The organism is Syntrophotaleaceae bacterium, from assembly GCA_041390365.1.
Lineage (GTDB): Bacteria > Desulfobacterota > Desulfuromonadia > Desulfuromonadales > Syntrophotaleaceae > JAWKQB01.
On record JAWKQB010000001.1, the window covers coordinates 835,839 to 862,314 of the forward strand.

General features: G+C 58.0%; 23 protein-coding genes and 1 tRNA gene. 18 read left to right on the plus strand and 6 right to left on the minus strand.

Features of this window, described 5'->3' with window-relative positions:
* Positions 1-8: 8 nt before the first annotated feature.
* The 11 genes from R2940_03960 (at position 9) to R2940_04010 (ending at position 13,057) form a co-directional block, all read left to right on the plus strand.
* Positions 9-2,687 carry a CBS domain-containing protein gene (locus R2940_03960; GenBank protein MEZ4598931.1) on the plus strand — a complete coding sequence of 893 codons (2,679 nt, stop codon included), beginning with the start codon at positions 9-11 and terminating at the stop codon, positions 2,685-2,687.
* A gap of 211 nt (positions 2,688-2,898) precedes the next feature.
* Positions 2,899-3,669 carry a segregation/condensation protein A gene (locus tag R2940_03965; protein MEZ4598932.1) on the plus strand — a complete coding sequence of 257 codons (771 nt, stop codon included), beginning with the start codon at positions 2,899-2,901 and terminating at the stop codon, positions 3,667-3,669.
* On the plus strand, positions 3,656-4,210 hold the full coding sequence (scpB, locus tag R2940_03970; protein ID MEZ4598933.1) for an SMC-Scp complex subunit ScpB: 555 nt from the start codon (positions 3,656-3,658) through the stop codon (positions 4,208-4,210). The genes R2940_03965 and scpB overlap by 14 nt, the downstream gene beginning before the upstream one ends.
* 69 nt (positions 4,211-4,279) lie before the next feature.
* Positions 4,280-4,993 (plus strand): pseudouridine synthase, encoded by a 714-nt coding sequence (locus R2940_03975; GenBank protein MEZ4598934.1) that lies wholly within the window; start codon positions 4,280-4,282, stop codon positions 4,991-4,993.
* 110 nt (positions 4,994-5,103) lie between these two features.
* Positions 5,104-7,275, plus strand: a complete 2,172-nt coding sequence (locus tag R2940_03980; protein MEZ4598935.1) for a tetratricopeptide repeat protein — start codon at positions 5,104-5,106, stop codon at positions 7,273-7,275.
* Positions 7,276-7,319: 44 nt separating this feature from the next.
* Positions 7,320-8,222, plus strand: coding sequence for an AAA family ATPase (locus R2940_03985; protein ID MEZ4598936.1), 903 nt, complete (start codon positions 7,320-7,322; stop codon positions 8,220-8,222).
* A 76-nt stretch (positions 8,223-8,298) separates the two neighbouring features.
* Entirely contained in the window at positions 8,299-10,110 is a 1,812-nt protein-coding gene (gene mutL / locus R2940_03990) for a DNA mismatch repair endonuclease MutL (GenBank protein MEZ4598937.1), read from the plus strand.
* A 35-nt stretch (positions 10,111-10,145) separates the two neighbouring features.
* On the plus strand, positions 10,146-11,057 hold the full coding sequence (gene miaA, locus R2940_03995) for a tRNA (adenosine(37)-N6)-dimethylallyltransferase MiaA (protein ID MEZ4598938.1): 912 nt from the start codon (positions 10,146-10,148) through the stop codon (positions 11,055-11,057).
* Between the two features lie 10 nt (positions 11,058-11,067).
* Entirely contained in the window at positions 11,068-11,301 is a 234-nt protein-coding gene (gene hfq / locus R2940_04000; GenBank protein ID MEZ4598939.1) for an RNA chaperone Hfq, read from the plus strand.
* A gap of 391 nt (positions 11,302-11,692) precedes the next feature.
* Complete coding sequence (locus R2940_04005; protein MEZ4598940.1) at positions 11,693-12,232, plus strand: CDP-alcohol phosphatidyltransferase family protein; 540 nt, start codon at positions 11,693-11,695, stop codon at positions 12,230-12,232.
* Between the two features lie 81 nt (positions 12,233-12,313).
* Positions 12,314-13,057, plus strand: a complete 744-nt coding sequence (locus tag R2940_04010) for a tetratricopeptide repeat protein (protein MEZ4598941.1) — start codon at positions 12,314-12,316, stop codon at positions 13,055-13,057.
* 77 nt (positions 13,058-13,134) lie between these two features.
* On the opposite strand, the gene R2940_04015 is transcribed toward R2940_04010, so the two are convergent.
* Positions 13,135-13,425 carry a PxxKW family cysteine-rich protein gene (locus R2940_04015; protein MEZ4598942.1) on the minus strand — a complete coding sequence of 97 codons (291 nt, stop codon included), beginning with the start codon at positions 13,423-13,425 and terminating at the stop codon, positions 13,135-13,137.
* A 189-nt stretch (positions 13,426-13,614) separates the two neighbouring features.
* Here R2940_04015 and R2940_04020 point away from each other — a divergent pair, with 189 nt between their 5' ends.
* The 4 genes from R2940_04020 to R2940_04035 all read left to right on the plus strand — a co-directional run bounded on the left by R2940_04020 (position 13,615) and on the right by R2940_04035 (position 17,321).
* Positions 13,615-13,902: a hypothetical protein gene (locus R2940_04020; GenBank protein ID MEZ4598943.1), complete on the plus strand. Its 288-nt coding sequence runs from the start codon at positions 13,615-13,617 to the stop codon at positions 13,900-13,902.
* A gap of 107 nt (positions 13,903-14,009) precedes the next feature.
* The gene (locus R2940_04025; GenBank protein ID MEZ4598944.1) at positions 14,010-14,510 is read left to right on the plus strand and encodes an EVE domain-containing protein; all 501 of its coding nucleotides are present in this window, start codon (positions 14,010-14,012) and stop codon (positions 14,508-14,510) included.
* Positions 14,511-14,518: 8 nt separating this feature from the next.
* Complete coding sequence (locus tag R2940_04030) at positions 14,519-16,927, plus strand: AsmA family protein (GenBank protein ID MEZ4598945.1); 2,409 nt, start codon at positions 14,519-14,521, stop codon at positions 16,925-16,927.
* Positions 16,928-17,015: 88 nt separating this feature from the next.
* Entirely contained in the window at positions 17,016-17,321 is a 306-nt protein-coding gene (locus tag R2940_04035; protein ID MEZ4598946.1) for a GYD domain-containing protein, read from the plus strand.
* 68 nt (positions 17,322-17,389) lie between these two features.
* On the opposite strand, the gene R2940_04040 is transcribed toward R2940_04035, so the two are convergent.
* The 5 genes from R2940_04040 to gap form a co-directional block, all read right to left on the minus strand.
* Positions 17,390-17,476: transfer RNA gene (locus R2940_04040), tRNA-Leu, on the minus strand.
* 61 nt (positions 17,477-17,537) lie between these two features.
* A complete protein-coding gene (gene secG / locus R2940_04045; GenBank protein ID MEZ4598947.1) occupies positions 17,538-17,882 on the minus strand; it encodes a preprotein translocase subunit SecG in 345 nt (114 codons plus the stop codon).
* A 93-nt stretch (positions 17,883-17,975) separates the two neighbouring features.
* Complete coding sequence (gene tpiA / locus R2940_04050; protein MEZ4598948.1) at positions 17,976-18,734, minus strand: triose-phosphate isomerase; 759 nt, start codon at positions 18,732-18,734, stop codon at positions 17,976-17,978.
* Positions 18,735-18,797: 63 nt separating this feature from the next.
* Positions 18,798-19,988, minus strand: coding sequence for a phosphoglycerate kinase (locus R2940_04055; protein MEZ4598949.1), 1,191 nt, complete (start codon positions 19,986-19,988; stop codon positions 18,798-18,800).
* A gap of 218 nt (positions 19,989-20,206) precedes the next feature.
* Positions 20,207-21,214, minus strand: coding sequence for a type I glyceraldehyde-3-phosphate dehydrogenase (gene gap, locus R2940_04060; GenBank protein MEZ4598950.1), 1,008 nt, complete (start codon positions 21,212-21,214; stop codon positions 20,207-20,209).
* Positions 21,215-21,468: 254 nt separating this feature from the next.
* On the opposite strand from gap, the gene R2940_04065 reads away from it, so the two are divergent.
* The 3 genes from R2940_04065 (at position 21,469) to R2940_04075 (ending at position 26,442) form a co-directional block, all read left to right on the plus strand.
* Positions 21,469-22,332, plus strand: coding sequence for an MBL fold metallo-hydrolase (locus R2940_04065; GenBank protein ID MEZ4598951.1), 864 nt, complete (start codon positions 21,469-21,471; stop codon positions 22,330-22,332).
* Positions 22,333-22,628: 296 nt separating this feature from the next.
* Positions 22,629-25,610 carry a phosphoribosylformylglycinamidine synthase subunit PurS gene (locus tag R2940_04070; GenBank protein ID MEZ4598952.1) on the plus strand — a complete coding sequence of 994 codons (2,982 nt, stop codon included), beginning with the start codon at positions 22,629-22,631 and terminating at the stop codon, positions 25,608-25,610.
* 4 nt (positions 25,611-25,614) lie between these two features.
* Entirely contained in the window at positions 25,615-26,442 is an 828-nt protein-coding gene (locus R2940_04075) for a phosphoribosylformylglycinamidine synthase subunit PurQ (GenBank protein MEZ4598953.1), read from the plus strand.
* Positions 26,443-26,476 lie beyond the last annotated feature (34 nt).

The following is a 26,476-nucleotide window of genomic DNA, read 5'->3' on the forward strand; positions in this document are numbered from 1 at the left end:
GGCGAACCATGGACGTCATCACCACCCACATCAACGCCGACTTCGATTGTCTTGGGTCGATGATCGCCGCCAAGAAGCTCTATCCGCAGGCGGAAATGGTCTTCGCCGGGGCCCAGGAGCGGAACCTGCGGGAGTTTTTTCTGCAGAGCGCCGATTACGCCTTTCGTTTCAAGCGGATCCGGGACATCGACCTGGAGGCGATCACCCGCCTGATTCTGGTCGACGTCTGCCAACTGGACCGGATCGGCCCCTTTGCCGACGTGGCACGCCGCAAAGGGGTCGAGGTTCACGTCTACGATCATCATCCTGTCTGCATCGGCAGCGAAAACTATTCCCTGGTGAAGATCGAACCGGTCGGTTCGACCGTCACCATCCTGACCCACCTCTTCATGGAAAAGAGCATCCGGCCTTCGCCCGAAGAAGCCACCATGATGCTGCTCGGCCTCTATGAGGATACCGGCAAGCTGCTGTTCAATTCCACCACCGTCCGCGATTACCAGGCGGCCGCCTTCCTGCTCGAGCAGGGGGCCAATCTCAATACGGTTGCCGATTTTCTCACCCAGGAGCTGACGGCCGACCAGGTTTCGCTGCTGCACGAGCTGATCGAATCCCGCGCTATTCTCAACGCCAACGGTATCGATATCGCCGTCGCCCATGCGTCTATCGATCATTTCGTAGGCGACCTGGCGGTGCTTGCCCACAAACTGAAGGATATGGAAAACCTCAACGCCCTGATCGTAGCCGTGCGGATGGGCGACCGGGTTTTCCTGGTTGGCAGATCCCGCATACCGGAGGTCCATGTCGGCGAGATTCTGGCCGAATTCGGAGGGGGCGGACACAGTTTCGCCGCCTCGGGGACCCTGCGGAACATGACCCTGGTGCAGTTCCTGGATAAGCTGCCCCAGGTCCTGAGTGACCACGTGCAGCCGCGTTGGGAGGCCCGGCATCTCATGTTCACGGCGGTGAAAACCGTGCCCGTGAATGCGACCGTCAATGAAGCCCGGGAAGTCCTCACCCGCTACAACATCAACGCTCTGCCGATCATGGACGGCAGCCGGGTTGCGGGGGTCATCACCCGGCAGGTCTTGGAAAAGGCGGCTCACCACGATCTGGCGAACGTACCGGTCAGCGAATACATGAGCTTCGATTTCGTCAGTGTCTCACCCTCAACCCCGGTTTCCGAACTCCAGGCCTTGATTGTCGATCGCGACCAGCGTTTCGTGCCGGTGGTGGAGCAGGGGAAACTGATAGGCGCCATCACCCGCACCGACCTGCTGCGTCACCTGATCTCCGGCGCCACCTCCCGGCGGATGAAGGACGCTCCGGCGCTCGCCTCCAGGGATCTGTCCCTGAAGCGGCGTTATGTGGTGCGGCTGATGAAGGATCGCCTCAGCCCCCGCATTCAGGAGATGCTTGAAGGCATGGGGCGGGTCGGCGATGACCTGCAGGTCGACGTCTTTGCCGTTGGAGGTTTTGTCCGCGATCTCCTGCTGCGGGAGGAAAACTTCGATGTCGATATCGTCGTCGAAGGGGACGGGATCGCCTTCGCCGCGGAATTCGCCAGACGTTTCGACTGCCGGATCCGCACCCATCGCAAATTCGGTACGGCGGTCGTCATCTTTCCCGACGGTTTCAAGGTCGACATCGCCTCGGCCCGCACTGAATACTATGTGGCGCCAGGGGCCCTGCCGACAGTGGAACACGCACCGATCAAACTCGATCTCTACCGGCGGGATTTCACCATCAATACCCTGGCCATCGCTCTGAACCAGCAGCAATACGGGGAGCTGTACGATTTTTTCGGAGCGCAGCGGGACCTGCAGGAAAAAGCCATCCGGGTGCTACACAATCTGAGTTTCGTCGAGGATCCGACCCGGGTTTTCCGGGCGATCCGCTTCGAGCAGCGCCTCAATTTCGAAATGGGCGGGCATACCGAACATCTGTTGCGCAGTGCCGTCAGGATGGGTTTTTTGGAAAAGGTTGGGGGACCCCGGGTTCTCAACGAACTGATCCTGATCATGAAGGAATCCGATCCGCTGCCCGCCATACTGCGCATGGCAGAATTCAAACTGCTGCAGTACATCCATCCCGATCTCAACCACACGGATCGGCTCCGCTCCCTCTTCGCCAATGCCCGCAGAGCCATCAACTGGTATGACCTGCTTTTTACCGGCGAACCCTGCCGTCGCTGGACGGTCTATTTTCTCTGCCTGCTGTCCAATCTGGACCGGGAGGGGGTGTGCGGAGTCTGCAGGCGTCTGAGTGTAACGCCTCGCCTGATCGAGCTGTTTACCGATCAACGGGAGGAGATCCATCGCCTCACCAATCAGCTTTTCCTCAGGGAAACGCGAAGGAATCCGGCGACTCCCAGCGAAGTCTCCGCCTGGTTTCAAGGGCTTGCCACCGAAGTCCTTCTGTACGGAATGGCAAGGGCCGAGAACGAACAGGTTCAGAAAACGATATCCCACTATTTCACCCATCTCCGGTCGATGGCCCCTGCTCTGTCCGGAGAGGACCTCAAACAGATGGGAATTCCTCCGGGGCCCCTCTACAAGGTCATACTTCAGGAACTGCTGGACGGACGTCTGGACGGACGGCTTCTGACCAGAAAGGATGAGAAGGAGTTTGTTCGCCGCCGTTATCCCGAAGCCTTTCGCTCCGCTGCCAAGGGAAAGGCTGAATCCTGACCGATTCATCCAATAAGGTCGGGTTTCATTGACTTATCCCGGCTCTTCTGCTATAGAACCCCGATAATGCCTGTCTGATCACCTCCTCTCTTTTTTGCCGGGCGGCCCTGGATCGGGGGCCGGCTGCGAACCGGACCGGTTTTGATCCCGACCGCAAATGCCCTCCGGGAGTCTGTCGGACTTGGGGATCCTCACGTCGAGGCAGGGTTTAATGACCTACGAAATCGAGCTAGAGAGTTTCAAGGGACCTCTGGATCTGTTGCTCCATCTCATCAAAAAGAATGAGATGGACATCTACGATATTCCCATCGCCGAAATAACCAGCCAGTATCTGGCTGCGGTCGATGCCATGCAAAGCCTGAATCTCGAGGTGGCCGGGGAATTTCTGGTCATGGCGGCGACCCTGCTGCACATCAAATCCCGTATGCTGTTGCCCAAAAACCCCGTCGAGGAGCCGGAAGAGGAGGAGGTCGACCCCCGAACCGAGCTGGTGCAACGGCTTCTGGAATACCAGAAATACAGAGATGCCGCCGAAAGTCTGGACAGACTGCCCCTGCTGGAGCGGGACGTCTTCGTCCGCAAGGGCGAGGAACTGCCCGAGGCCGCCGGGGAAGAAGAAACCGAAAACCTCGGCGCGATCGGCCTGTTTGAGCTGATGGAGGCTTTTCAGCAACTCCTGCGGGAGAAGGGTGAGCCGGCCTGCCATGAGGTGGAAATGGAATCTGTGTCCCTGGCCGACCGCATTCAGGTCATTCTCGATAGCCTGGCCCGCCGCCGGCAACTCTCTTTTCGGGAGCTTTTAACCGGAACCTTCGGCCGTGGAGAGATCGTGGTCACCTTTCTGGCCATGCTGGAACTGGTGAAATTGCGTATGCTCCGCTTGATGCAGAACAATCGCTGCGGTACCATATGGCTCTATGCCGCAGGCGCTGGTGATTCAGAAGACGTCGTGTTAAAGGACGAGGCCCTTGGATACAAGTGACAGGCGGACGATCATCGAGGGACTGGTGTTCGCCGCCGAGGGTCCGGTCCGAGCCGAACTCGTCGCCGATGTTCTGGAAATGGAAAAAGAGGAGGTTCAGGCCATCCTGTTGGAGCTGCAGGAGGAATATGCGCGGGCCGGACGCGGCTTTATCCTGCATCAGGTTGCAGGGGGCTTTCAGTTTCGCACCAGGGTCGAACTTGCACCCTGGCTGCGTCGTTTGCGGAGCAGCCGCCCATCGCGATTTTCCAGAGCCGCCCTGGAAACCCTGTCTATCATCGCCTACCGCCAGCCGGTCACCCGGGCCGACATCGATTTTCTCCGCGGTGTCGATTCCGGCGGGGTGCTGAAAACCCTTCTGGAAAAGCGGCTGGTCAAAATTCTCGGGAAGAAGGATGTCCCGGGCAAGCCCCTGATTTACGGAACCAGTCGGGAATTTCTGGAACTCTTCGGTCTCAATGACCTCGGCGGGCTGCCTTCCCTGAAGGAATTCAGCGATCTCTCGCCCGATCTGACCAAGGAACTGGACAGCAAGTTCTAAAACCGGTTGCAGGGGCTTTCTCGAAATCGAAATCGGGATCGGCCTGAAGTTTCGATTTTGGATAGATGTATGAAGGAACGCCTGCAGAAACTGATCGCAGCGGCCGGGCTGGCTTCCCGCCGGGAGGCTGAACGATGGATCGAAGCCGGCCGGGTTACCGTCAACGGCAGGCGGGCCACCCTGGGCGAAAGCGCCGAATTCGGGCAGGACCGGATTGAAGTGGACGGGCGGCCCCTGCGCTCCAAAGAAAAAAGAGCCGTTGTCCTGCTCAACAAGCCGCTCGGTTATGTGACCACCGCTCGCGACCCGGAAGGGCGCAAGGTGGTTAGCGACCTGGTTCGGGATGTTCCCGGCAGACTCTTTCCGGTTGGCCGCCTCGACATGAACACCGAGGGGCTGCTGCTGATGACCGACGACGGGGAACTGGCCGCACTGCTCAGTCATCCCCGGCATCAGGTGAGCAAAACCTATCTGGTCCGCATTCGCGGCCGCCTGAGTGAAGAGGAGCGTCGCAAGCTCGAGGAAGGTGTTCTGCTGGACGACGGACCAACGGCCCCGGCCCGGATCGATAAAGTCAGATTCTCCGGCAGCCACACCTGGTTCGAGATAACCATTCACGAGGGGCGCAACCGGCAGGTACGGCGGATGTGCGAAGTCGTCGGACACCCTGTGAGCCGGCTCAAACGGATCCGGCTGGCATTTTTGGAACTGGGAGATCTGCGGCCCGGGCAATATCGGATGCTGACTCCGGCAGAAGTCAAAGAGTTGAAAAGTAAAACCTGAATCCCCGTTTCGGCCGGGGTTCCTGCAAGCTGAACCATACCTTGACAGGCCGTGGAATCATAGTTTAGATTAAATCGCAAATCCAACATCTTACCGGATGGGTGAAGGCATTGTCGAAAAAGGAAAAATTACTCGCGGCTGCCCAGAAGAATCTGCTCAAGGGTCAGGTCGCCAAGGCCATCAAAGATTACGAAAAGGTAATCGAAAGCAACCCCAACGATGTGCGCAACCGGCAGAAACTGGGAGAGCTTTACAATCGCGTCGGCATGACTGCGGAAGCCCTGGAAGCCTACGATTGGGTGGCACGGCATTACGCCAAAAACGGCTTTTACCTGAAGGCGATCGCCGTTTACAAGCAGATGCAGAAGATCGACGGGTCCCAGGGGCAGATCTATTTCAAACTCGCAGAGCTGAATGAGAAACAGGGACTGCTGGGTAATGCCCTCGGCGAGTATCGGCAATTGATCAAGCTGCTGGCGAAGCAGGACAAACCCAAGGATCTGATCAAGGTCCAGGAGAAGATGAAGGACCTTGATCCGGACAACATTCAGCTGCGGGTCGAACTGGCTGCGGCTTATGCGGCCCAGGAGGACGGCGGCCAGCCGGCTGAGGTTCTGGGGCAGGCCCTCGAGCATCTGGCCGGGAAGAAGGATCTTGCTTGTCCGGCGGCCTTGCGGCAGGCACTGGAAAAATACTGCCCGGACAAGATCGAACTGAAGGTCGATCTGGCCCGGGTTCTGCTTGAGCGCGGCGACAACGGCGGGTGCATCGATCTGCTTCAGGAGGTTCTTGCCGTAGACCCGCAAAACAGGGATGCGGTTCTGTTGCTGGCTGACGGCTATCATGCGTGCGGAGAGTTCCCGAGGGAACAGGAAGTGTGTAGCCGGTTCCTGGAAAACAGTGCTCACGATCTCGACATCCGGGAAAAATCGGTTCGGGCCCATCTCGCCTGTGGTGACCAAGGCAGGGCCTTCGACGAACTGGAGGAATGGAAAGGCGCCTTTTTCGACGATCAGCGGCTTGCGGTGCTGAAGGATTTCTATGAGCGGTTCAGGGAATTTTTTCCGGAAAACGAGGCCGTTCATAAGACACTGCAGGCTGTCTATGAAAAAACCGGCGAAGGGAGCAAGCTGTTCGACCTGATGTCCTCGGATCGGAAGGAGGCAGAAACGGGTTCCGAGGCAGACCCTGGCCTACAGGAGGATGCCGGGCAGGAAGAGATCCTCGCCTATGGAGAATTGCCCGACGAAGAACCGGCGGTTGCGGATAAGTCCCCGGTGGAAGAACCAGAGCAGGCAGACCTGCCGGACCCTGAACCGGAATCGTTCCGAATGGACGACGATGGCGACAATCTGGAGTTTGAGATCGAACTGGAGATCAATGAGCCCGAAGTTTCTCCCGAAACCTTTGAGGCCAGCCATCTCGATTTCGGCAGTCTCGATCTGGAGGCTTCCGTGGCCGAAGAAAATGGCCTTGATCTGGATGAAATCATCGGGGGACTCGGTGAACTCGAACAGGGCAAGAAGGAGGATGCTTCTCCCTTGGATGTCAAAGGGGATCTGGAGGAAGCGGAGTTCTATCTGGAACAGGGGTTGCTCGAGGAAGCCGAAAAGAAATGTCGAAATCTTCTGGCCGCAGTTCCCGGGTGTGAGGAAGCCCGGCAACTGCTGGAGCGCATTTTACCCGCAGCCCCTGTATCCGAATCCGGGGCCCAGGGTGGAGAGGTGGCAGGCTCCGGGAACCGGTCGAAACAGGCGCCGGAAACCAGGCAGGATCGGGAAAAATCGCGCCTGGACGGCAGCCTCTCGGAGTTCAAGAAGGGCCTCGAAAATCAGATCAGCGCCGAAGATACCGAAACCCACTACAACCTGGGCATCGCCTATAAAGAGATGGGGCTGCTGGATGACGCCATCGAGCAGTTCGAAAAGGCGATGCTGGACCCGGGGAGGAGGGTCGATTGCCTGACCCTGAAAGGCGTATGCCTGGTGCAGAAAGGCGAGTTCGAAAAAGCGGTCGAGGCTTTTAAGGCGGGTCTCGCTCTGGACGATCTCAAGAATGAAGAAAGGACCTGCTTTCACTACGAACTGGGTATTCTCTATCAGTCGTGGCAGAGGCCGCTGGAGGCTCTCGAAAGTTTCCAGTGCGTAGCGGAGGCAGAACCTTTTTTCCGTGATGTGGAATCGAGAATCAAGGACCTGCGCAAGGAGCTGGGGCTGGCGGAGGATGAAGGGGCCGAAGGCTCGGGAGGAAAATCTTCCAAAAATCGCATTTCCTACATCTGATCGCATGCCTGCAAATTGCGGTGCAGAGAATGAAGGAATGATAGATGAGCTACGCCGTACATTTCGGATTTGAGAGGGAGCCGTTCTCCAACGCGCCTGATGCCCGCTTCTATTTCGACAGCGAACAGCACAGGCAGGCGCTGCTGCGCCTCATGTATGCCGTCGATTCCAATAAGGGGCTGGCGGTTCTGGTGGGCGCCATCGGCACCGGCAAGACCACCCTGGCGCGCCGGATGCTCGATTGTCTGCCCGACGACCGCTACGAATCATCGCTTCTGGTCATGGTGCACTCGGGGATCACCCCCGAATGGATTCTGACCAGAATCGCCATGCAGCTCGGGGTTCAAAGTCCGGCTGCCGACCGCCTCTCACTGCTGAAGCAACTCTACTCGCGACTGCTCGAGATCGAGGAATCGGGCAGGAAGGCTGTCGTGCTGATCGACGAAGCCCAGATGCTGCAAACCCGGGAGCTGATGGAAGAATTCCGCGGTTTGCTCAATCTTGAGATCCCCGGCAAAAAGCTGCTCAATATCGTATTCTTCGGGCTGCCCGAGGTGGAGGATTGCCTGCGGCTGGACGAACCTCTGGCCCAGCGGGTGGCTGTGAAATACCACCTGCATTCTTTTCCCGTCGAGGCCACCCAGGGATATATCCGCCATCGACTTCAGGTCGCAGGCGCGACCCGGCAGATTTTTCGGGATGAAGCCATTTCAGCCATTCATCGCTACTCGGGCGGAGTGCCAAGATTGATCAATACCCTCTGTGACAACAGCCTTTTCGAGGCCTACGTGCGTAAGCTCGACGAGGTAAGTTCGAATATTGTCCACAGCGTCGCCGGAGACTTCGGCCTGCTGGAAGAGCCCCTGAAGGATATAGCTCAGTCTGAAAAGAAAGGCGAACTGGAGGAGATCGAAAGCCTCCTCGCTTCCCTTGAACAGAAATTCTGAACCATTCGAGGATTAAGGGATTGCATCAGCGGCCGGCCTTGCCGGCCGTTGCCGTTTTCATCGGGAGGGGGGCTCCTTGGCGCAAATCATCCATATTCTGCCGGAAAGGCTGTGCAACCAGATCGCAGCAGGGGAAGTTGTCGAGCGTCCTGCTTCAGTAGTCAAGGAACTGATCGAGAATTCCCTCGATGCCGGCGCCACCAGTATCCTTGTCGAAGTGGAGCAGGGTGGCAAGCGGCTGGTTCGGGTGACGGACAACGGGGTCGGCATGAGCCGGGACGATGCCTTTCTCTGTCTGGAACGCCATGCGACCAGTAAGCTGAAAAGTGAGGATGATCTCGGTCGCCTGCTGACCCTCGGATTCCGTGGAGAAGCTCTGCCTTCCATCGCCGCCGTTTCCCGGATGCTGCTTCGTACGCGGGCCCAGGATTCCCTCGAGGCCTGGGAAATCTATCTGGAAGGCGGTCAGGTCAAACGGGCGGATGCCGCCGGAGCACCGGTCGGAACCACGATTGAGGTGCGCAATCTCTTTTACAACCTGCCCGCCCGCCGCAAATTTTTGAGAACGGATGAGACCGAGTTCGGCCATATCGCCGATATGGTGGGGCGGCTTGCGCTGGCAAGACCGCCAATCCAGTTTCAGCTGATTCACAATGGTCGCTCGGTGATCGATGTCAACCGTCAGAGCCGATTGGCGGAAAGATTTGCCGAACTGCTCGGCCCCGCCTTGCTCAGGGACATGGTTCCGGTGGACAGGGATCGCAACGGCCTCAGGCTGCACGGACTCGTCTCCGAACCGACCCTGAGCCGGCCTTCGGCCAATGCCATGTATACCTACATAAATGGCCGCCATATCAGGGATCGGGTGGTTCATCATGCGGTCCGCGAAGGATATCGCAATCTGATCATGAAGGGGCGTCACCCTGTACTGGCCCTCTTCCTCGATATGGATCCGTCCCTGGTGGATGTCAATGTCCATCCGACCAAACACGAAGTGCGTTTTCGCGATCAGGCTGCCATTCACGATTTCATTGCAGAAAGCGTCCGGGATTCCCTGGCATCCTCGAGCCGGGGGGGGCGCGAATCCATCAGGAACCAGTTAACGGTTTCGACCCGGCCGACGTCGGATGCAGCTTCTCCGGCAGCTTTTCCCGTCAATCATTCTCCTGCTGCTCCGGCACGGCAGGAACCGCTGGTCAGGGAAATCGATGCGGCGTATCGTCCCGCCCGATCCACCGCGGAACAACATGGAAATGCCCCTGTCGGGCGGAACCTGGAGCGGTTGGAAGAAGAGGGAAACAAAGGCTTTTTCGGATCATTGGAGGTGATCGGTCAGTTCCACAGCAGCTACATTCTTTGTCAGGACGGTAGCGATCTGGTCCTTGTCGACCAGCATGCGGCGCACGAACGCATCGCTTTCGAGAAGCTGAAGGAACAGTATCGGGAAGCTGGAGTCCAAGGGCAGCAACTGCTTTTTCCCCTGGTCCTCGACTTCGATCACCGGGAGGCGGCCGTCCTCGAGCAAAACATGCCCTTGCTGGAGCAGCTCGGCTTCGATCTCGAACCTTTTGGCGGACCATCCTACGCACTGAAAGGGGCGCCGGGGATCCTGGCGGACAGGGAGGGGGAGGAACTGCTGCGCAAAGTCGTCGGGGAACTGGCAGCTTACGGACGAAGCGCCCTGATGGAAGAGGTTGTCGACGGCTTGTTGATTCTGATGGCCTGCCATCGGGTGGTGCGAGCCAATCAGCTTCTGTGTCAGAGGGAGATCGAAGCTCTGTTGAACGACCTCGACCGGACCGAATTCAATGCCCAATGTCCCCACGGGCGCCCCGTCTTCAAGAGGATCACCCTCGCCGAAGTGGAGCGGATGTTCAGGAGGACCTGAGAGAGGTTGTGCCCATAAACTCGCAGAAAACATTCATGATCGTCATCTGCGGTCCCACCGCCTCCGGGAAGACCGGACTGGGGTTGCAGCTTGCCGACTATTTCGATGTCGAGATCATTTCGGCCGACTCCCGCCAGGTTTACCGGGGGATGGATATCGGAACGGCGAAACCGGAACCCGGGGAACTGAAAAAGGTAGCGCATCACCTGATCGATGTGGTCGATCCCGACGAACAGTTTACGGCCGCCGACTTCGAAAGGAGGGGGCGGGCTGCGGCGATCGGAATTACCGCACGCAACCGGCTTCCGGTGCTCCTGGGGGGAACCGGACTCTATATTCAGACACTGCTGCATGGCCTTGTCGATGCTCCCGGCGGCGATGAATCAGTGCGCTGCAGGTGGCGACAGATCGCAGATCGGGAAGGACCGGAGAGCCTTTTCCTCCGCTTGCGGGAGATCGATCCCCCTATGGCTTCGAGGCTGTCGCCGACCGATCTGACGCGCATCATTCGTGCCCTGGAAGTCCATGAACTGACGGGAAAACGCCTGTCAGACCTCCAGTCCGACCATGCCGGCGGGGTTTCCCGCTTCAGGACATTGAAAATCGGACTGGCGCCGGAGCGGCAAATCCTTTATGATCGCATCGATAAACGGGTGGAAGAGATGGTCGATCGCGGTCTCCTTGAGGAAACGCGAAGTCTGCTGGACCAGGGCTTCCATCCCGGCTTGAAGGCGATGCGGACCATCGGATATCGTGAAATGACCGAGGTGCTGCTGGGCTCCCTGACCCTGGATGAGGCTGTTTGCCTGATCCAGAGGAATACCCGACGTTACGCCAAGCGGCAAATCACCTGGTTCGGGCGGGATGAAGAAATTATTTGGCTTGATTCCTTTGCAGAGTTTGCTAAGGTATTGCAGTTGATTGAAAGATTTATAATGTCACGTTAAAGGAGTGGCCATGTCCAAGACCCCATTTAATATCCAGGATCAATACCTCAATCAGGCTCGCAAAGAGCGGGTCCGTGTAATCGTCATGATGATGTCCGGGGACAAATTGGAGGGTTTCATCAAGTCTTTCGACAGTTTCTGCGTTCTGGTCGAAAGCAACGGAGACCTTCTCCTCTACAAACATGCCATCTCCTCCATCACGTCGGCTGATGGCTCCTTCCGTCTGCATGGCAGCAGGGAATAGGATCCGCCCGTCATCCGGTCGTCAAGGAGAAAAAATATGATTCGCCCGGGCGTGCGACGATTTCTTCTTTCTGCTGACCGGACCACGAGGGAGCAGAAAGGGTATGCAGCGTCGTCGCGGGTTCGCCGTCCAGTTTCGTGAATTGCCGGGACCGCATCGGCCACGCCCTGAATCTGCCCTTTCGTGTCGACCGGCGGGACCGGCGATAACCACTCTCTGGAGCCAACAGGCTTCGGGGACGGTTATTCGCCGGACGTGGATAAAACCGGATATTGTTCGCCCATAACGAGTGCGTCCCGGTCTGAAGAAGGGGCAGGGCTTGAGATGGCATGTATTGCCGGCGGCAGCAGAAGCCGGGAGGGACTCCAGGTTCCACCCAGAACCGTGATTTATGAACATTCCCAACACGTTAACCCTCCTGCGGATCTTTCTGGTACCCCTGTTTCTCATAGCAGTGATTTACCGGGAGTTTCCTCTTGCGTTCGGGGTTTTCCTGTTCGCTTCAGCAACCGACCTTCTGGACGGCTTTCTCGCCCGTCGCCTGAATCAGGAGACCATGCTCGGGCTGTACCTCGATCCTGTTGCCGATAAACTGCTGATTATCATCGGCTACATCGTTCTGGGTTTCAACGGCCTGCTTCCATCCTGGCTTGCCGTTATTGTCTTCTTCAAAGATCTTTTCATGGTTATCGGAGTGGTGCTGCTGGCTCTGCTCGGCGCGCCGCTGAAGATATTCCCCACCGTATGGGGAAAGGTGACCACCAGTCTTCAACTTCTGACGCTGGCTGTCGTGCTTTATCACCAGGTATTTCAGCAGGCCGGCGTCCTGCTTGTGCCGCTTTTCAGCCTGACCGGTATATCGACCGCCTTTTCCGGCGGACACTACATCATCAAGCGGATGGGTCTGTTGCCCTGCCAGAATTCCGGCTGAGGCCGGGTGCAGGCTGTTATGGGAAAAGGTCGGGAAACAATGGAAAAAGAAAATTCCTTCTTGGGGCGGGGGCAAGAGGCCTTGAGGCGTAAAGATCGGCAGGCTGCGATCGGTTTCTTCCGTGAGGAGCTGAAAGTGTGCCCCGGGAACGTCGAGGCCTGCCTTCTGCTGAGCGAAACCCTTGTGGAAAATGGCCAGACCAGGGATGCTGTGGATGTTCTGCGCCAGGGAGCGGCTGCTGCGGAAGGTCATCCCGAACTTCTGTTTGCTTTAGGCGATCTCTATTTTGAAAACGGACAGCTGGAGCAGGCAATCAGCTGCTATCAAGCCGTACTGGACCGGGATCCGGAGGAAGTGGACGCTTTGGTCAGTATCGGGCTGGTCCATTTCAACCTGGGAAATCTGGATAAATCTGCCGCCTGCTATCAGCAGGCGCTGGAAAAGGATCCGGAGTACGCTTTCGCCCTGAGCTGCCTGGGTGAGGTCATGCAGGCAAGAGGAGATAAAGATCAGGCCCGGAAGTGTTACCTTGAGGCTCTGGAACTGGATCCCGAGGACGCCGGCGTTCACCTGAATCTGGCCGAAAACTACTATGAAGCCGGCGACCTCAGGGAAGCGGCCCGGGAGTGCCGCGAGGCGATCCTGCTCGATCCCGAGTTGGGCGAGGCATACCTGACCCTCGGCAACATCGCTCTCGATCTGGATGAGACGCGCGAGGCTCTGCGCCACTATGAAAAGTTCCTGGCCTGCGAACATTCCTCTGCGGCCAGGGAAATACGCGAGGAAGTGGCGGCGCTTATTCAGGGTCTGAAGGAAGAACTTTAGCCGAAAGAGCGGGCACGAAAAAGAGGGGCTGCGCCATTGGCGGCAGCCCCTTCGCAATTCCCGCAAATTGTTGATTTTTACTTCTTCTTGCCGCCCGAGGCCTTCTTGGAAGCCTTGAGGGGGTTGACCTTCGCTTCGACGCTGACGATTTCAACTTTCCGATGGGTGGCGAAGTTGCAAAGACCGGCAGCCCACTTCTTGGCGGGGGAAGGGTAAGCCGAGCAAACCTGGCCGATCGCGCTGTCGACGATGCGGGCGCAACCCTGGCATTCATCGACGACCTTCTGACAGGAGTTGCCTTCGAAAACGCAACCCTGCTTCGACCAGAAGGAACACTCGGTGCCGGGAAGAACTGTTTCACACTTCATGGGGTGATACCTCCTTAACGTTCAGATTCCCTTGCTGCTTAAAGCACGGTATTATTGTGCACGTACCGCGCGGTTGTCAATTAAATTTTGGCCTGCTTCTCATGATTTTGAAACGGATGGCAGGAGGCTGGACGGGGCAGTGAGCAGGCTGGCAAAACCGGGAAACCCGGATGCCCGAGGGTGGGAAAGATGAGAGATCTGAGGAATTGGGAAAGCATCTGCCGTCGATGCGGACGCTGCTGCTATGAAAAAATCGAATTCGAAGGAGAGATTTACTATACGGATATTCCCTGCGAAAAGCTCGATCTGGAAACCCGCATGTGCACGGTTTATCCTGAACGGGAAAAGGCTCGTCCGGGGTGTGTGGCTCTGAGCTCGGAGAATGTGCGCAGCGGCTTTCTGCCGGCCGATTGCCCTTATGTCGCCGGGCTTGAAGATTACGTGCCGCCCCATCTTTTTGATGACGACGGCGAGTAGGTGTCTAATAACGATTTCTCGATCCCGACCGGTGGCGGGAAACATGGGCGATCGAGCATGATATGATTGAGTCATATGTCCTCCGGCATCGGGAAAAAAGGAACAGTATGAAAAGACTGAACCGGCGTTTCTGGTTGATGAAGACGGAACCGGACTGTTTTTCACTGAACGATCTGAAAAGTTCCCCGGCTGGAACTGCTCCCTGGGACGGGGTACGCAATTATCAGGCCCGCAACCTGCTGCGGGATGAAATCCAGGTCGGAGATGGTGTTCTTTTCTATCACAGCAATATTCCCAGCCCGGCCATTGTCGGCCTGGCCTGCATCGTTCGCCGGGGTTATCCGGATCACACCGCCCTCGATCCCAATTCCCGACACTTCGATCCGAGGGCGACGGAGGATAATCCCATCTGGTATATGGTGGATGTGAAGTTCCTCGCGGAACTGCCTGTACCATTGACCAGGGACCTGCTCCGAGTGCATCCCTCCCTTTCGGGCATGGGAGTCCTGAAAAAAGGCAATCGCCTGTCGGTTCAACCCGTTACCGGGGAGGAATGGCAGGCGGTTCTGGACTGCGGGGGGTTGGAAGACCCCCTCTCTGATCAGTAGAGGAAAAAATGAAGCAGAAAACCAGGAAATACCTCATTATCGCTCTGGGTGTTGTCGTGCTTGCCGTTGTAGCCCTCGGGGTTCTCGCCAGAATGCTGATTACACCGGAAAGGATCAAAACGGCCCTGATCCCCAGGGTCGAAAAAGCATTGAACCGACCCGTTGAAATCGGAGAGGTGGACTTCAGCTTTTTCAGCGGCATCACCCTAAGGGATCTGACCATACGGGAGAGGGCGACAGAAGACGTATTTCTGTCCGCCGGACAGGTTTCCCTTGACTACCAGTTCTGGCCCCTGCTCAAGAAACGGATCATCGTCGACGAAGTTCTTCTCAGGCAGCCGCATATTCGCGTCGAGCGCATGGCTGACGGGACCTTTAACTTCAGTGATCTGCGGCCCGCCGCAGAAGGTTCCGAAATCGAGCCTCCGCCCGTTGAAACCGATCAGGAACAGCAGGACATCGATCTGGTCATCTCGACCGTTCTGCTCCGTGACGGCGTCGTTGAATGGGTGGATCACGCGGCCGGGGAAGACGAGTTCCGGTATCAGTTACAGGAGTTGGATCTGCAGATCTCGGACCTGTCCCTCGTGGAGGAATTCCCCTGGAGGGTGGAGGCTTTGCTTGGGGACGCTCCCCTGGCTCTTTCCGGCAATGCCAATCTTCAGGATAAATCGGTTCGTGCCCAGGTAGCCCTGGCCGGATTCGACGTTCTCCCCTTCAAGCCCTATTTCGGAGAAAAATTCCCCGGACAGCTTCAATCCCTGCTGTTGGACCTGAAGCTGACCTTGGCCGGAACCCCTGAAATCATCACCAGTGAAGGGACCATTCAACTGAAAAATATCGGCATGCAGCTTCAGGCCATGCCGGAGGCGCCGATAAAAAATGCCGAGCTGGTCCTTGGTTATGACCTCAGGCTCAACCTGCCGCAATCGATGGTCGAAATTCCTCAGGGCCGTATCTCCTTCAACGGCCTCCCGCTGACCCTGGCGGGGAGCATCACCGACCTCAAGTCCGCGGCGAAAGTGGATCTGGACCTGACCCTCCCCGATGTGGAGATTCAACAGGCGGTTGCAGCGCTTCCAGCCGGACTGGTCAAGCCCCTGGCAGGGCTCGATCCGGCAGGCACCCTGGGCGCTTCCTTTGAACTCGCCGGACCTCTTGCTGAAGGGATCTGGGAAACGCTGAAGAACGGTGAAATCCGCCTGAAAGATGTCCGGGCCGATCTTGCCGGTCAGCGTGCCGCTTTGAGCGGCTTGCTCCGACTGCAGGGAGATGATCTGACCGGCGAGAATCTGGCTGTCGCCATCGGACCGAACAGGGCAAGATTCGATCTGCAGGCCAGGGATTTTACGCAGAAGCCGATCAATATGACCACTGCACTCACCGCCGAACGGTTCAATATCGATGCCTTGCTGGCGCAGAAGGAGCCCGACGGCTCGAAAAGCGAGACAAAGGGACCGGCCAAAGCGGACACCGGGCCGGGAAAAAAACAGGAAATCGGGCCTTTCGATCTTCCGATCCGGTTGTCCGGAACGGCTGTCATCGATCAGGCCTTGTATAAAGGATTGACCATCCAGCAGCTGCGAAGCCGGTACTACCTTAGGGACAACATCCTGGTGGTGGAGGAACTAACCGGCAAAGTCGCCGGAGGGACCTTCGGTGAAACCGCCCGGATCGATCTCGGCAAGAAAGGGCTGGAATATACCGCCCGGCTGAATACGAAAAATATTCAGCTCGATCCTCTGGTTTCCGCCTTCTTTCCCAAGGGTGCCGGAACCCTGTTCGGAGGATTGAACCTGAATCTCGATCTGGCAGGCCGGGGGACAACCAAGGAAGTGATTCAACAGGCCCTAACGGCAAAAGGGGATATTTTGCTGCAGAACGGAAAACTGACCGGCACCGGCCTGGCTTCGGGACTGGCTACCTTTCTCGATCTGAGTGAGCTCCGGGAGATCAATTTTCAGCAAGCCAAGGGGCAAATAGCCTTGAATAACGGCAACATGGCCGTGGACAGCACCTTTGCCGGAAAGCAGGTGGAAATGTTCCCCAAGGGCTCCGTCGGTCTGGATGGAAACCTGGATCTTGATCTTGGTCTCCGACTTTCCCCCGAGATGTACCGGAAGGTCAGTGGAGGAGGAAAATTGCCTTCTCTGCTGAAGGATGAAAAGGGCTGGGGACGGATTCCGTTGAGTGTGGCGGGTACGCTGACCAGTCCAAAATTCGCCCTGGATAGCAGTGCCTTACAGGCGGAAGCTGAAGAAAAGGCCAAGCAAAAGCTGCAAAAAACCCTTCAGGAGAAACTTTTCGACAGGAAGAAGGGTGCCGAAAGCGAAACCGGTCAGCCGGCTGAACAGAAACCCGCTGAACCAGCCGAAGAACTTTTGGAAGGGGTGTTCAAGGGGCTGTTCGGTAACTGACCGATACGGGCTTGAAAAGTTTGCAGGAAAAATATTCGACAACAGTCCGGAACGCCATCTCCGGCACAACCAAGAGGAGGATCGGATTATGGCAATGTTCGTGATGCTGACCCGTCTGTCTCCCGATGCGTTGTCTTCCCCCGGATCATTGAAAAGCCTGGAACGCCAGACCGTCGACCAGGTGCGGAGCAAGTGCCCGAAGGTCGACTGGGTGGAAAATTTTGCCGTTCTCGGCGGCTGTGACTACCTCGATATTTTCCAGGCTCCCGACATCGAAACAGCGATGCAGGTCTCGGCCATAGTCCGCTCTTTCGGACACGCTACCACCGAGATCTGGCCGGTGACCCAATGGAGCCGCTTCAAGGAACTGATCAGGGGGCTGGAAGAGGGCTGAACCAAGTCTCATTCCCTGAAAATCGAAAACCCGGCTTCCCTATCGGGATAGCCGGGTTCTGTCTTTTCTGGTGCCGAAGGCGAGACTCGAACTCGCACGACCTGTCGGTCACCACCCCCTCAAGATGGCGTGTCTACCAGTTCCACCACTTCGGCGTCTAACGGATTGCCTTTATACTGTTTTGTGCTGCTGCTGTCAATACGAAATATTGTCCTTCTATTCTGCCTTCTCTTCAGTGGCCGGTTCGGCGGCTGCCGGTTGTTCAGCGGCGGGAACTTCGGCGGCGGGGGCAGCCTGCTTCACTTCCCGGGGCATGATGCTTTCGAAACCGGGCGTGGCATAAAAATAGGCCAGAGTGAGGCTGGTCAGCATGAAGATGATGGCGGCGCCGGCGGTGAGTTTGCCGAGGAAACTCTGCCCTCCGGTAGCGCCGAAAACGGTCTGGCTGGCTCCTGCGCCGAAGGTGGCACCGATGTCGGCGCCCTTTCCGCCCTGAAGGAGAACGATGGCGATGAGCGCCAGACAGACGATAACGTGCAGAATGATCAGCAGGGTGGTCATGATTGAAGGAACTCCTTGAATTCGTATCCGTAATTTACAACGAGGCAGGTTACCATAGAAAAAGACCTGAGAAAAGGGGGAAATCTTTGCGACTCATACCTTTTCAAACCGAACTATGCGGCTGAAGTCGCCCGCTTTGAGACTGGCGCCCCCCACCAGGGCTCCGTCGATGTTGGGCATGGCCATCAGGCCGTCGACGTTGTCGGGCTTGACGCTGCCCCCATACAGAATTCGAACTGCCTGAGCCTGATCCTGCCCGTACTGTTCAGCCAGGAACTGCCGGATGAAGCGATGAGCCTCCTCCGCCTGGTCTCCGGTCGCCGTTTTGCCGGTGCCGATCGCCCAGACCGGTTCATAGGCAAGGATCAGTCGTGGCAAGACAGAAGGGTCAATGCCCTGCAGACATCCTTTAAGCTGGGTTTCGAGCACCAGGAAGGTACGGTTCGCCTCCCGCTCTTCCAGCGTTTCACCGATGCAGAGAACAGGGTGGAGATTCGCGGTCAGTACAGCCTTGACCTTTTTGCCGATGAAGGCATCATCCTCGCCGAAAATCAGGCGCCGTTCGGAATGGCCGACAATGATATAGCGGCAGCCGACGTCTTGCAGCAGGGCAGGGGAAACCTCCCCGGTAAAGGCGCCGCCGGCTTCCGGGTAGCAGTTCTGGGCGCAAAGGTCGATGTTGCTGCCCTTCAGGGCTTCACCCACCGGAGCGAGGGCGGTGAAGACTGGAGCAAGAACGATATCCCGGTCTTCAATGCCACCCAGATCGGATTTCAGTGCATTGACCAGTTCGAGGGCTTCGCCGATCGTTTTGTGCAATTTCCAGTTGCCGGCGATCATCGGTCTGCGCATCTTTACCTCCAGAAATAACAGGTTCTCCAGGTGCCTTTATATGCCTAAGTCCTCAGTCTTAGGTCAGGACTTGTCGTCAAGGATCTCGATTCCCGGAAGTTTTTTCCCTTCCAGGAATTCCAGCGAGGCCCCACCGCCAGTGGAAATATGGGTCATGCGGTCGGCCATGCCGGATTTTTTGGCTGCCGCCGCCGAATCACCGCCGCCGATGATCGAAACGGCCTCCGATTCCGCCAGGGCTTTGGAAATGGCAAAGGTGCCGGTGGCGAAGGCGTCGAACTCGAAAACTCCCATCGGTCCGTTCCAGACCACCGTTCCCGCCTGCCGCAGCACTTCGCTGAAAATGGAAACAGTTTCCGGGCCGATATCGAGACCCATCCAGCCTTCCGGGAAATCGGTGTTGCCGCAGACCCGATGCTCTGCCTCGGCCTTGAACTCGGCAGCGGCCACATGATCCGTCGGCAACAGCATCCGGATCCCCTTGTCTTCCGCTTTCCGCAGCAATTCTCCGGCCAGCGTAACGAAGTCCTCTTCAACCAGTGAATGGCCAAGGCTGATGCCCTTCGCCTTGAGAAAGGTGTAAGCCATGCCGCCGCCAACGAGCAAACTGTCGACCTTGTCGAGGAGATGTTCGATGGCCGGGAGTTTGTCGCTGACCTTGGCGCCTCCGAGGACGGCCACGAGAGGGCGGGCCGGATTGCTGATGGCCTGGTCGAGATAGCGGAGCTCCTTTTCGATCAGGAAACCTGCCACGGCAGGGGAAAGCCTTTTGGCGACCCCTTCTGTAGAAGCGTGAGCGCGGTGCGCAGTGCCGAAGGCATCATTGACATAGATGTCGGCCAGAGAGGCCAGTTGGTCGCTGAACTGATCGTCGTTTGCCGTTTCTCCGGCATGGAAACGGACATTCTCAAGCATGAGAATCTCCCCCTCTCCAAGACGCAGGGCAAGGGACTCCGCTTCGGGACCGATACAATCCGGCGCCATGGTAACCCGTTTGTCGAGCAGCTGCGAGAGCCGTTCAGCGGCGGGGGCGAGGCTGAATTCCGGCTTGGGGGTACCTTTGGGTCTGCCCAGATGCGAAGCCAGGATCAGTTTTCCGCCCTGATCCAGGATGTAACGGATCGTCGGCAGGGCGGCGACGATACGGGTGTCGTCGGTCACCCGGCCTTCCTGGTCCAGCGGTACATTGAAATCGACCCGGCAGAACACCCGTTTGCCCTTGAGAACGACATCCTCGACGGTCATTTTATTCATGTGGAACCTCCCCGAAAAGATTCAATCGAAACAGGTATCGAAATCGTAAAAGTTTCTCTCCTGTGACCACCCGATCCGCAACAATCGTTGAGGTCATCGTAAACGCCGCAAGGGTCGACTGTAATTACGGCAAACGTTCCGCTGCAGCGTGTCTGTTATCCAACCGGCTTATAAGTCTCCGCAAGCAGTGACTTGACTAATCATACCAGAGGACGGGCTTATTTCAGTGGTCTGGAGACATGCAAGGCAAGGTCTACCACCCGGTTCGAATAACCCCACTCGTTGTCGTACCAGGCCAGTACCTTGACCATGTTTCCGCCCAAAACGTTGGTGGAGAGAGCATCCACAATGGAGGAGGCAGGATTGCCATTAAAATCAACGGAAACAAGAGGTTCCGTACAATATTCGAGAATTCCCTTGAGATATGTTTCGGCTGCTTTCCGCAGGTTGTCGTTGACTTCCGCCACGCTGGTCGGGCGCTCCGTCTCGGCGATCAGAGAAATCAGGGAGACGTTGGGGGTGGGCACCCGGACGGCGATGCCGTCGAGTTTGCCCTGCAGTTCGGGCAATACCAGACCCACGGCGCGGGCGGCGCCGGTGGTGGTGGGAATCAGGGACAGGGCGGCAGCCCGGGCGCGGCGAAGGTCGACATCCGGATAGTCGAGGATGTGCTGACCGTTGGTATAGGAGTGAACGGTGGTCATCATCCCTTTAACGATGCCGAATTTGTCCAGCAGGACCTTGGCCACGGGGGCCAGGCAGTTGGTGGTGCAGGAGGCATTGGAAACAATCCGGTGGTGCCGGGGATCGAAAGCGGCCTCGTTGATTCCCATGCAGAGAGTGATGTCTGCATCCTGTCCGGGAGCCGTAACGATCACTCTTTCGGCGCCGGCGCGGAGATGTTTTGCCGCATCCGGGCGGGCAGTGAACTTGCCGGTCGCTTCGAGAACAAGGTCGATGCCGAGTTTCCGCCAGGGGAGTTTTTCAGGGTCTGCTTCACTGAAAACGGCAATTTTCCGGTCTCCTACCATAAGTTGTCCATTGTCGACCGTAACCCGTGCATCGAAGGTGCCTCGAACGGAATCGTATTTCAACAGATGGGCGAGGGTGGAGGCCGTATTGAGATCATTGATGGCGACGATTTCAAAGCCTTCGGTATTCCATCCCGCGCGGAAAATGCTGCGCCCGATGCGTCCGAAGCCGTTGATGGCCGCTTTAACTTTCATGAAATAGGTGCTCCCTGAAAAATCCGGATGCCAAGAGAAGAGTGAAAAGTTTGTTAAATCAGATATTTATAAAATTTGAAGGCGTTTATTGCCAAGGACGGATCATAGCCAATCAATAGGAGACCGTCAACAGGTTTTCGGTTTTTCCGCCAACCCTTTCGGGGAGGAGGTGATGAAGATGCAGAGGGGGACCGGTCACCGGGAATAAGCCGGTTGTGCTTTAATGCTTGTTGTGATATGTAAGGACCGCCTTGATGAACCCGGGGCGGCAGTTGGAACAGCCTTTGTCTCGCCTGCCCGGGGGCGATGGGGATTGCGGTACGAATCAGAGCTTCAGGAGGGATCTGTTGCGGGTTTGCCTGTTGGCCAGCGGCAGCAAGGGAAATGCCATATACGTGGAAAGCGCTGAAAGCCGGGTGCTTGTCGATGCCGGCCTGTCCGCCCGGGAATTGAACCGCCGTTTGTCCTCCATTGGAGTGGATGGAGATTCCCTTCACGCCCTGCTAGTCACTCACGAGCATGCCGACCATTGCCGGGGACTTGGACCGATGGCCCGGCGTCACAAGTTGCCTGTATATATTCATCATCAGTCGAGGGACGTCCTTTCCGGTGTGGGCCGGATCGATGACTGCCGGGAATTTGCCGGAGGCGACCGCCTTTCGGTGCGCGATCTGCGCATTCAAACCGTGCCTTTGACTCATGATGCCGCTGCAACCGTGGGTTACATCATCGAATCACATGAGGGGAAAATCGGTATCGTGACCGACCTGGGGGTCGCCACCCGTCTGGTGGTGGAGCGCTTTCGGGGATGCCGGGCTCTGGTCCTGGAGTCAAATCATGATGAGGACATGTTGTGGGAGGGTCCTTACCCCTGGCCGTTAAAGCAGCGGATTCGCGGGAACCATGGCCACCTGTCGAACCGGGCCGCGGCCAGCCTGCTCCAGGACCTGCTGTGGGAAGGGATGGAGGCTGTTTTTCTGGCCCATCTCAGCGAAACCAACAACCTGCCCTGCCTCGCTGAACGCCAGGCCCTGGAGGTGCTCGAGGGACAAAACCTTTGCTGTCCCCGATTGCTGATCGGAAATCAGAGTCAGGTCAGCGCCTGTTTCATCGCCTGAGAAAGCTGGCGGGGATTCCATTCGACAACCTGATTCATCTATAATGATCGATACAAAAATTTGATCGGCATGTTTTTTCGCCGCCTCTCTTGTTGATGAGATGGGGAAGTCAGGGAGAGTCCGGGTTGTGGAATTTCCCGTTTTCCCCAGTCCTTTCCGGTGATAACATGCTGCTTAATAGAGATATTTCAGATATACCTGAGAAACAGGTTTAACTTTTACAAGAGCGCCCTGCCTGCCTGGACGCCCGGCGGTTGCCTACTGCCGGTCTCCAATCAGATTGCCGAGGAGTCAACATGACCTGGAGAATTGAAGTTGGATTGAAAGAAGGCGTCAGGGACGCCCGTGGGGAAAGGATCCGCCGCGAAATCGAGGACCATCTCGGAATCGAACTGGAGCGGGTCAGAACCATCGACGTCTACACGGTGGATGCCGATCTTTCCGCGGACCAGATCGCGAAGGCCGCCGCCGGGCCCTTCAGTGACCCGGTCATTCAGGAAACCGCCGTCAACGCCCCGCTGGCGGACGAATTCGATATGCTGATCGAGGTGGGATTCCGCCCCGGGGTTACCGACAACGTGGGGCGAACCTCCCGTGAGGCCATTCAGTATCTGATCGGACGCCCTTTGCAGGGGGGGGAAGGGGTCTACACTTCGGTGCAGTACCTGCTCAGCGGCAAGCTCGACTTGGCCGCGGCCGAGCGGATAGCCGCCGGCTGCCTCGCCAACAGTCTCATCCAGCGTTGGACCATCATTCCTGCCGCCGAATTCGGCCGCAAGCGGGGAGTTCCGGTGACGGTGCCGAAGGTGGTCAGCACCGCCGAACCTCAGGTCCTGCAGATCGACCTGGACGTGTCCGACGAGGAACTGATGCGAATCAGCCGGGAAGGGGTGCTGGCCCTCAACCTCGAGGAGATGAAGGTGATCCAGGCTTTTGCCGCCGATGCGCGAAACCGGTCGGCGCGGGCCGAAGTCGGGTTGGGAGAGCGGCTGACCGACGTGGAGCTGGAAGCCCTGGCCCAGACCTGGAGCGAACACTGCAAACACAAGATCTTCGCCGCCCGCATCGAGTACGAGGATGGCGAAGGGAGCAGGGAGGTGATCGATTCCCTGTTCAAGACCTGCATTGTCGGCGCCACCCGCACCATCAGGGACCAGATGGGTGAAAAGGACATCTGCCTGTCGGTGTTCAAGGACAATGCCGGGGTCATCCGTTTCAACAACGAATGGAGCCTGGTATTCAAGGTCGAAACCCACAATTCGCCCAGCGCTCTCGATCCCTACGGCGGCGCCCTGACCGGCATCGTCGGCGTCAATCGGGATCCTTTCGGCACCGGACTGGGAGCGCGGCTGATTTTCAATACCGATGTCTTCTGCTTCGCCTCGCCCTTCTACGACAAGCCCCTGCCGCCCCGGCTGCTTCATCCCCGCCGGATTTTCGAGGGGGTCGTGGAAGGGGTCGAGCACGGCGGCAACAAGAGCGGCATCCCCACCGTCAACGGGTCGCTCGTCTTCGACGAGCGCTTTGCCGGTAAACCCCTGGTCTACTGCGGTACGGCGGCCCTCATGCCGACGGAGGTGACCGGCCGCCCCGGACATGTGAAGAAAGCCGAAATCGGCGACCGCATCGTCATGGTCGGCGGGCGGATCGGCAAGGACGGCATCCACGGTGCAACCTTCTCCTCTGAGGAGTTGCATGAAGGTTCTCCCGTGACCGCGGTCCAGATCGGCGACCCCATCACTCAGAAAAGGATGTTCGACTTCCTGATGATCGCCCGGGACCGGGGGCTGTACAATTCCATCACCGACAACGGCGCCGGCGGCCTTTCATCCTCCGTCGGGGAGATGGCCGAAGACACGGGCGGTTTCGAGATGCATCTCGACCGGGCCCCTCTCAAGTATTCCGGCCTGCAGCCCTGGGAGATTCTCATCTCCGAGGCCCAGGAACGGATGACCGTTGCGGTTCCGCCGGAAAAAATCGAAGAATTCACCACCCTGGCCAGGCAGATGGACGTTGAAGCCACCGATCTGGGCGAGTTCACGGACTCCGGCTACTATCACTGTCTGTATCGGGGGAAGACGGTCTGCTATCTGCCGATGGAATTCGTTCATGAAGGGGTGCCGCAGCTGAAACTGAAGGCCCGTTGGGAGGATCGCGGACACCGGGAGCCCGAGTTTCCCCAGCCGGCCGACCTGACGGAGGTGTTGCGGAACCTGCTCTCCCGGCTCAACATCTGCTCGAAGGAGAGCGTGGTCCGGCGCTATGATCACGAGGTGCAGGCCGGAACGGTTCTCAAGCCCCTGGTCGGCGTGGCCAATGACGGGCCCGCCGATGCTGCCATGATCCGGCCCCTGCCCGATTCCTTCGAGGGCATCGTGGTGGCCCACGGCATCTGCCCCCGCTACAGCGACATCGACACCTTCCATATGATGGCCTGTGCCATCGACGAGGGACTGCGCAACTACGTCTCCGTAGGCGGCAGCATCGACCATGTCGCCGGTCTGGACAACTTCTGCTGGTGCGATCCGGTGCAGAGCGACAGGACGCCGGACGGTGAGTTCAAGGCGGCGCAACTGGTGCGGGCCAACAAGGCGCTGTATGACTATTGCGTGGCCTTCGGCGTCCCCCTGATCTCTGGCAAGGACTCGATGAAGAACGACTACCAGATCGGCGATACGAAGATCTCGATTCCGCCGACGGTGCTCTTCTCGGTCATCGGCAAGGTCGATGATGTGCGCAAGGGCGTGACCATGGACGTCAAGCGACCCGGCGACCTGGTTTATCTGCTCGGCAGGACCCGCGACGAGCTGGGGGCCTCCGAATACTATGACATGTTGGGCCATCTCGGGGCCAATGTGCCCCGGGTCGATGCCGCCGAAGCCCTGGCTCTGTACCGAACCGTCAACAGGGCCCAGGAGCAGGGGCTGCTCGCATCCTGCCACGACCTTTCGGATGGCGGGCTGGCAGTGGCCCTGGCCGAAAAGGCTTTCGCCGGCGGTTACGGGATGCGTATCGAGTTGAACCGGGTGCTCCGGGATGAGGGGCTACGGGAAGACGCCATCCTCTTTTCCGAATCCCAGAGCCGGCTGCTGGTTACCGTCAAGCCGGAAAACCAAAAGACCTTCGAAGAGATGTTTGCCGGCCATGCCCTCTCCCTGCTGGGGGAGGTTACCGGCGATCAGGAACTGCAGATTCTCGGTCCCGGCGGCCAGGTCCTGGTCCAGGCCGGGATCAACGATCTCAAGGAAGCCTGGCAGGCGCCTTTAAGGGAGATGTAAAGGAATGTCCAAGCAAGTGAGAGCTATTGTCATATCCGGAAACGGAACCAACTGCGAACGGGAAACCGCCCAGGCCTGCCGTTTGGCGGGCGCCGATACGGTGGACATTGTTCACCTCTCGGAACTTCTGCAGGGCAGGGTGCTGCTCGAAGACTACCACCTTCTGGTTCTGGCCGGAGGTTTTCTCGACGGGGACGACCTCGGCAGCGCCAAGGCGGGCGCCAACCGGCTGCTGCATGCACCTGTCAAGGGGGCTGGAGAGCACGTGAGCGACCACCTGCGGCGCTTCATTGATGACGGCAAACTGATCCTCGGGATCTGCAACGGGTTTCAGCTGATGGTGAAGATGGGCCTGCTGCCCGCCCTTGATGAAGACTACCGGCAGAGCGTCACCCTGACCTTCAACGACAACGGCCGTTTTCAGGACCGCTGGGTCTACCTCAAGGCCGACCCCGAATCCCCCTGTATTTTCACCCGGGGTCTCGAGGGGATCTATCTGCCGGTTCGGCACGGTGAAGGCAAGCTGGTGCCCGAATCGCAGGAGGTTCTCGAGCGGATCGAAAACGGCCATCTCGGCGCTCTCAAGTACAGCACCGCCGATTTTCAGCCGACCATGGACTTTCCGCTTAATCCCAATGGCTCCGCCGCCGCCATCGCCGGTCTGTGTAACGAAACGGGTCGCCTCTTCGGGCTCATGCCCCATCCCGAGGCCTACGTTCATCGGACCCATCATCCCCGCTGGACGCGCGAGGATGATCTGCCGGAAGAGGGCATGGGGCTGTGGCTGTTCCAGAACGCAATGAAGTTCATTCGCGAAGAGCTGCTGCCCTGAGTGCTGCCTGCCCAAGCGGAGCCTGGAGTATCTT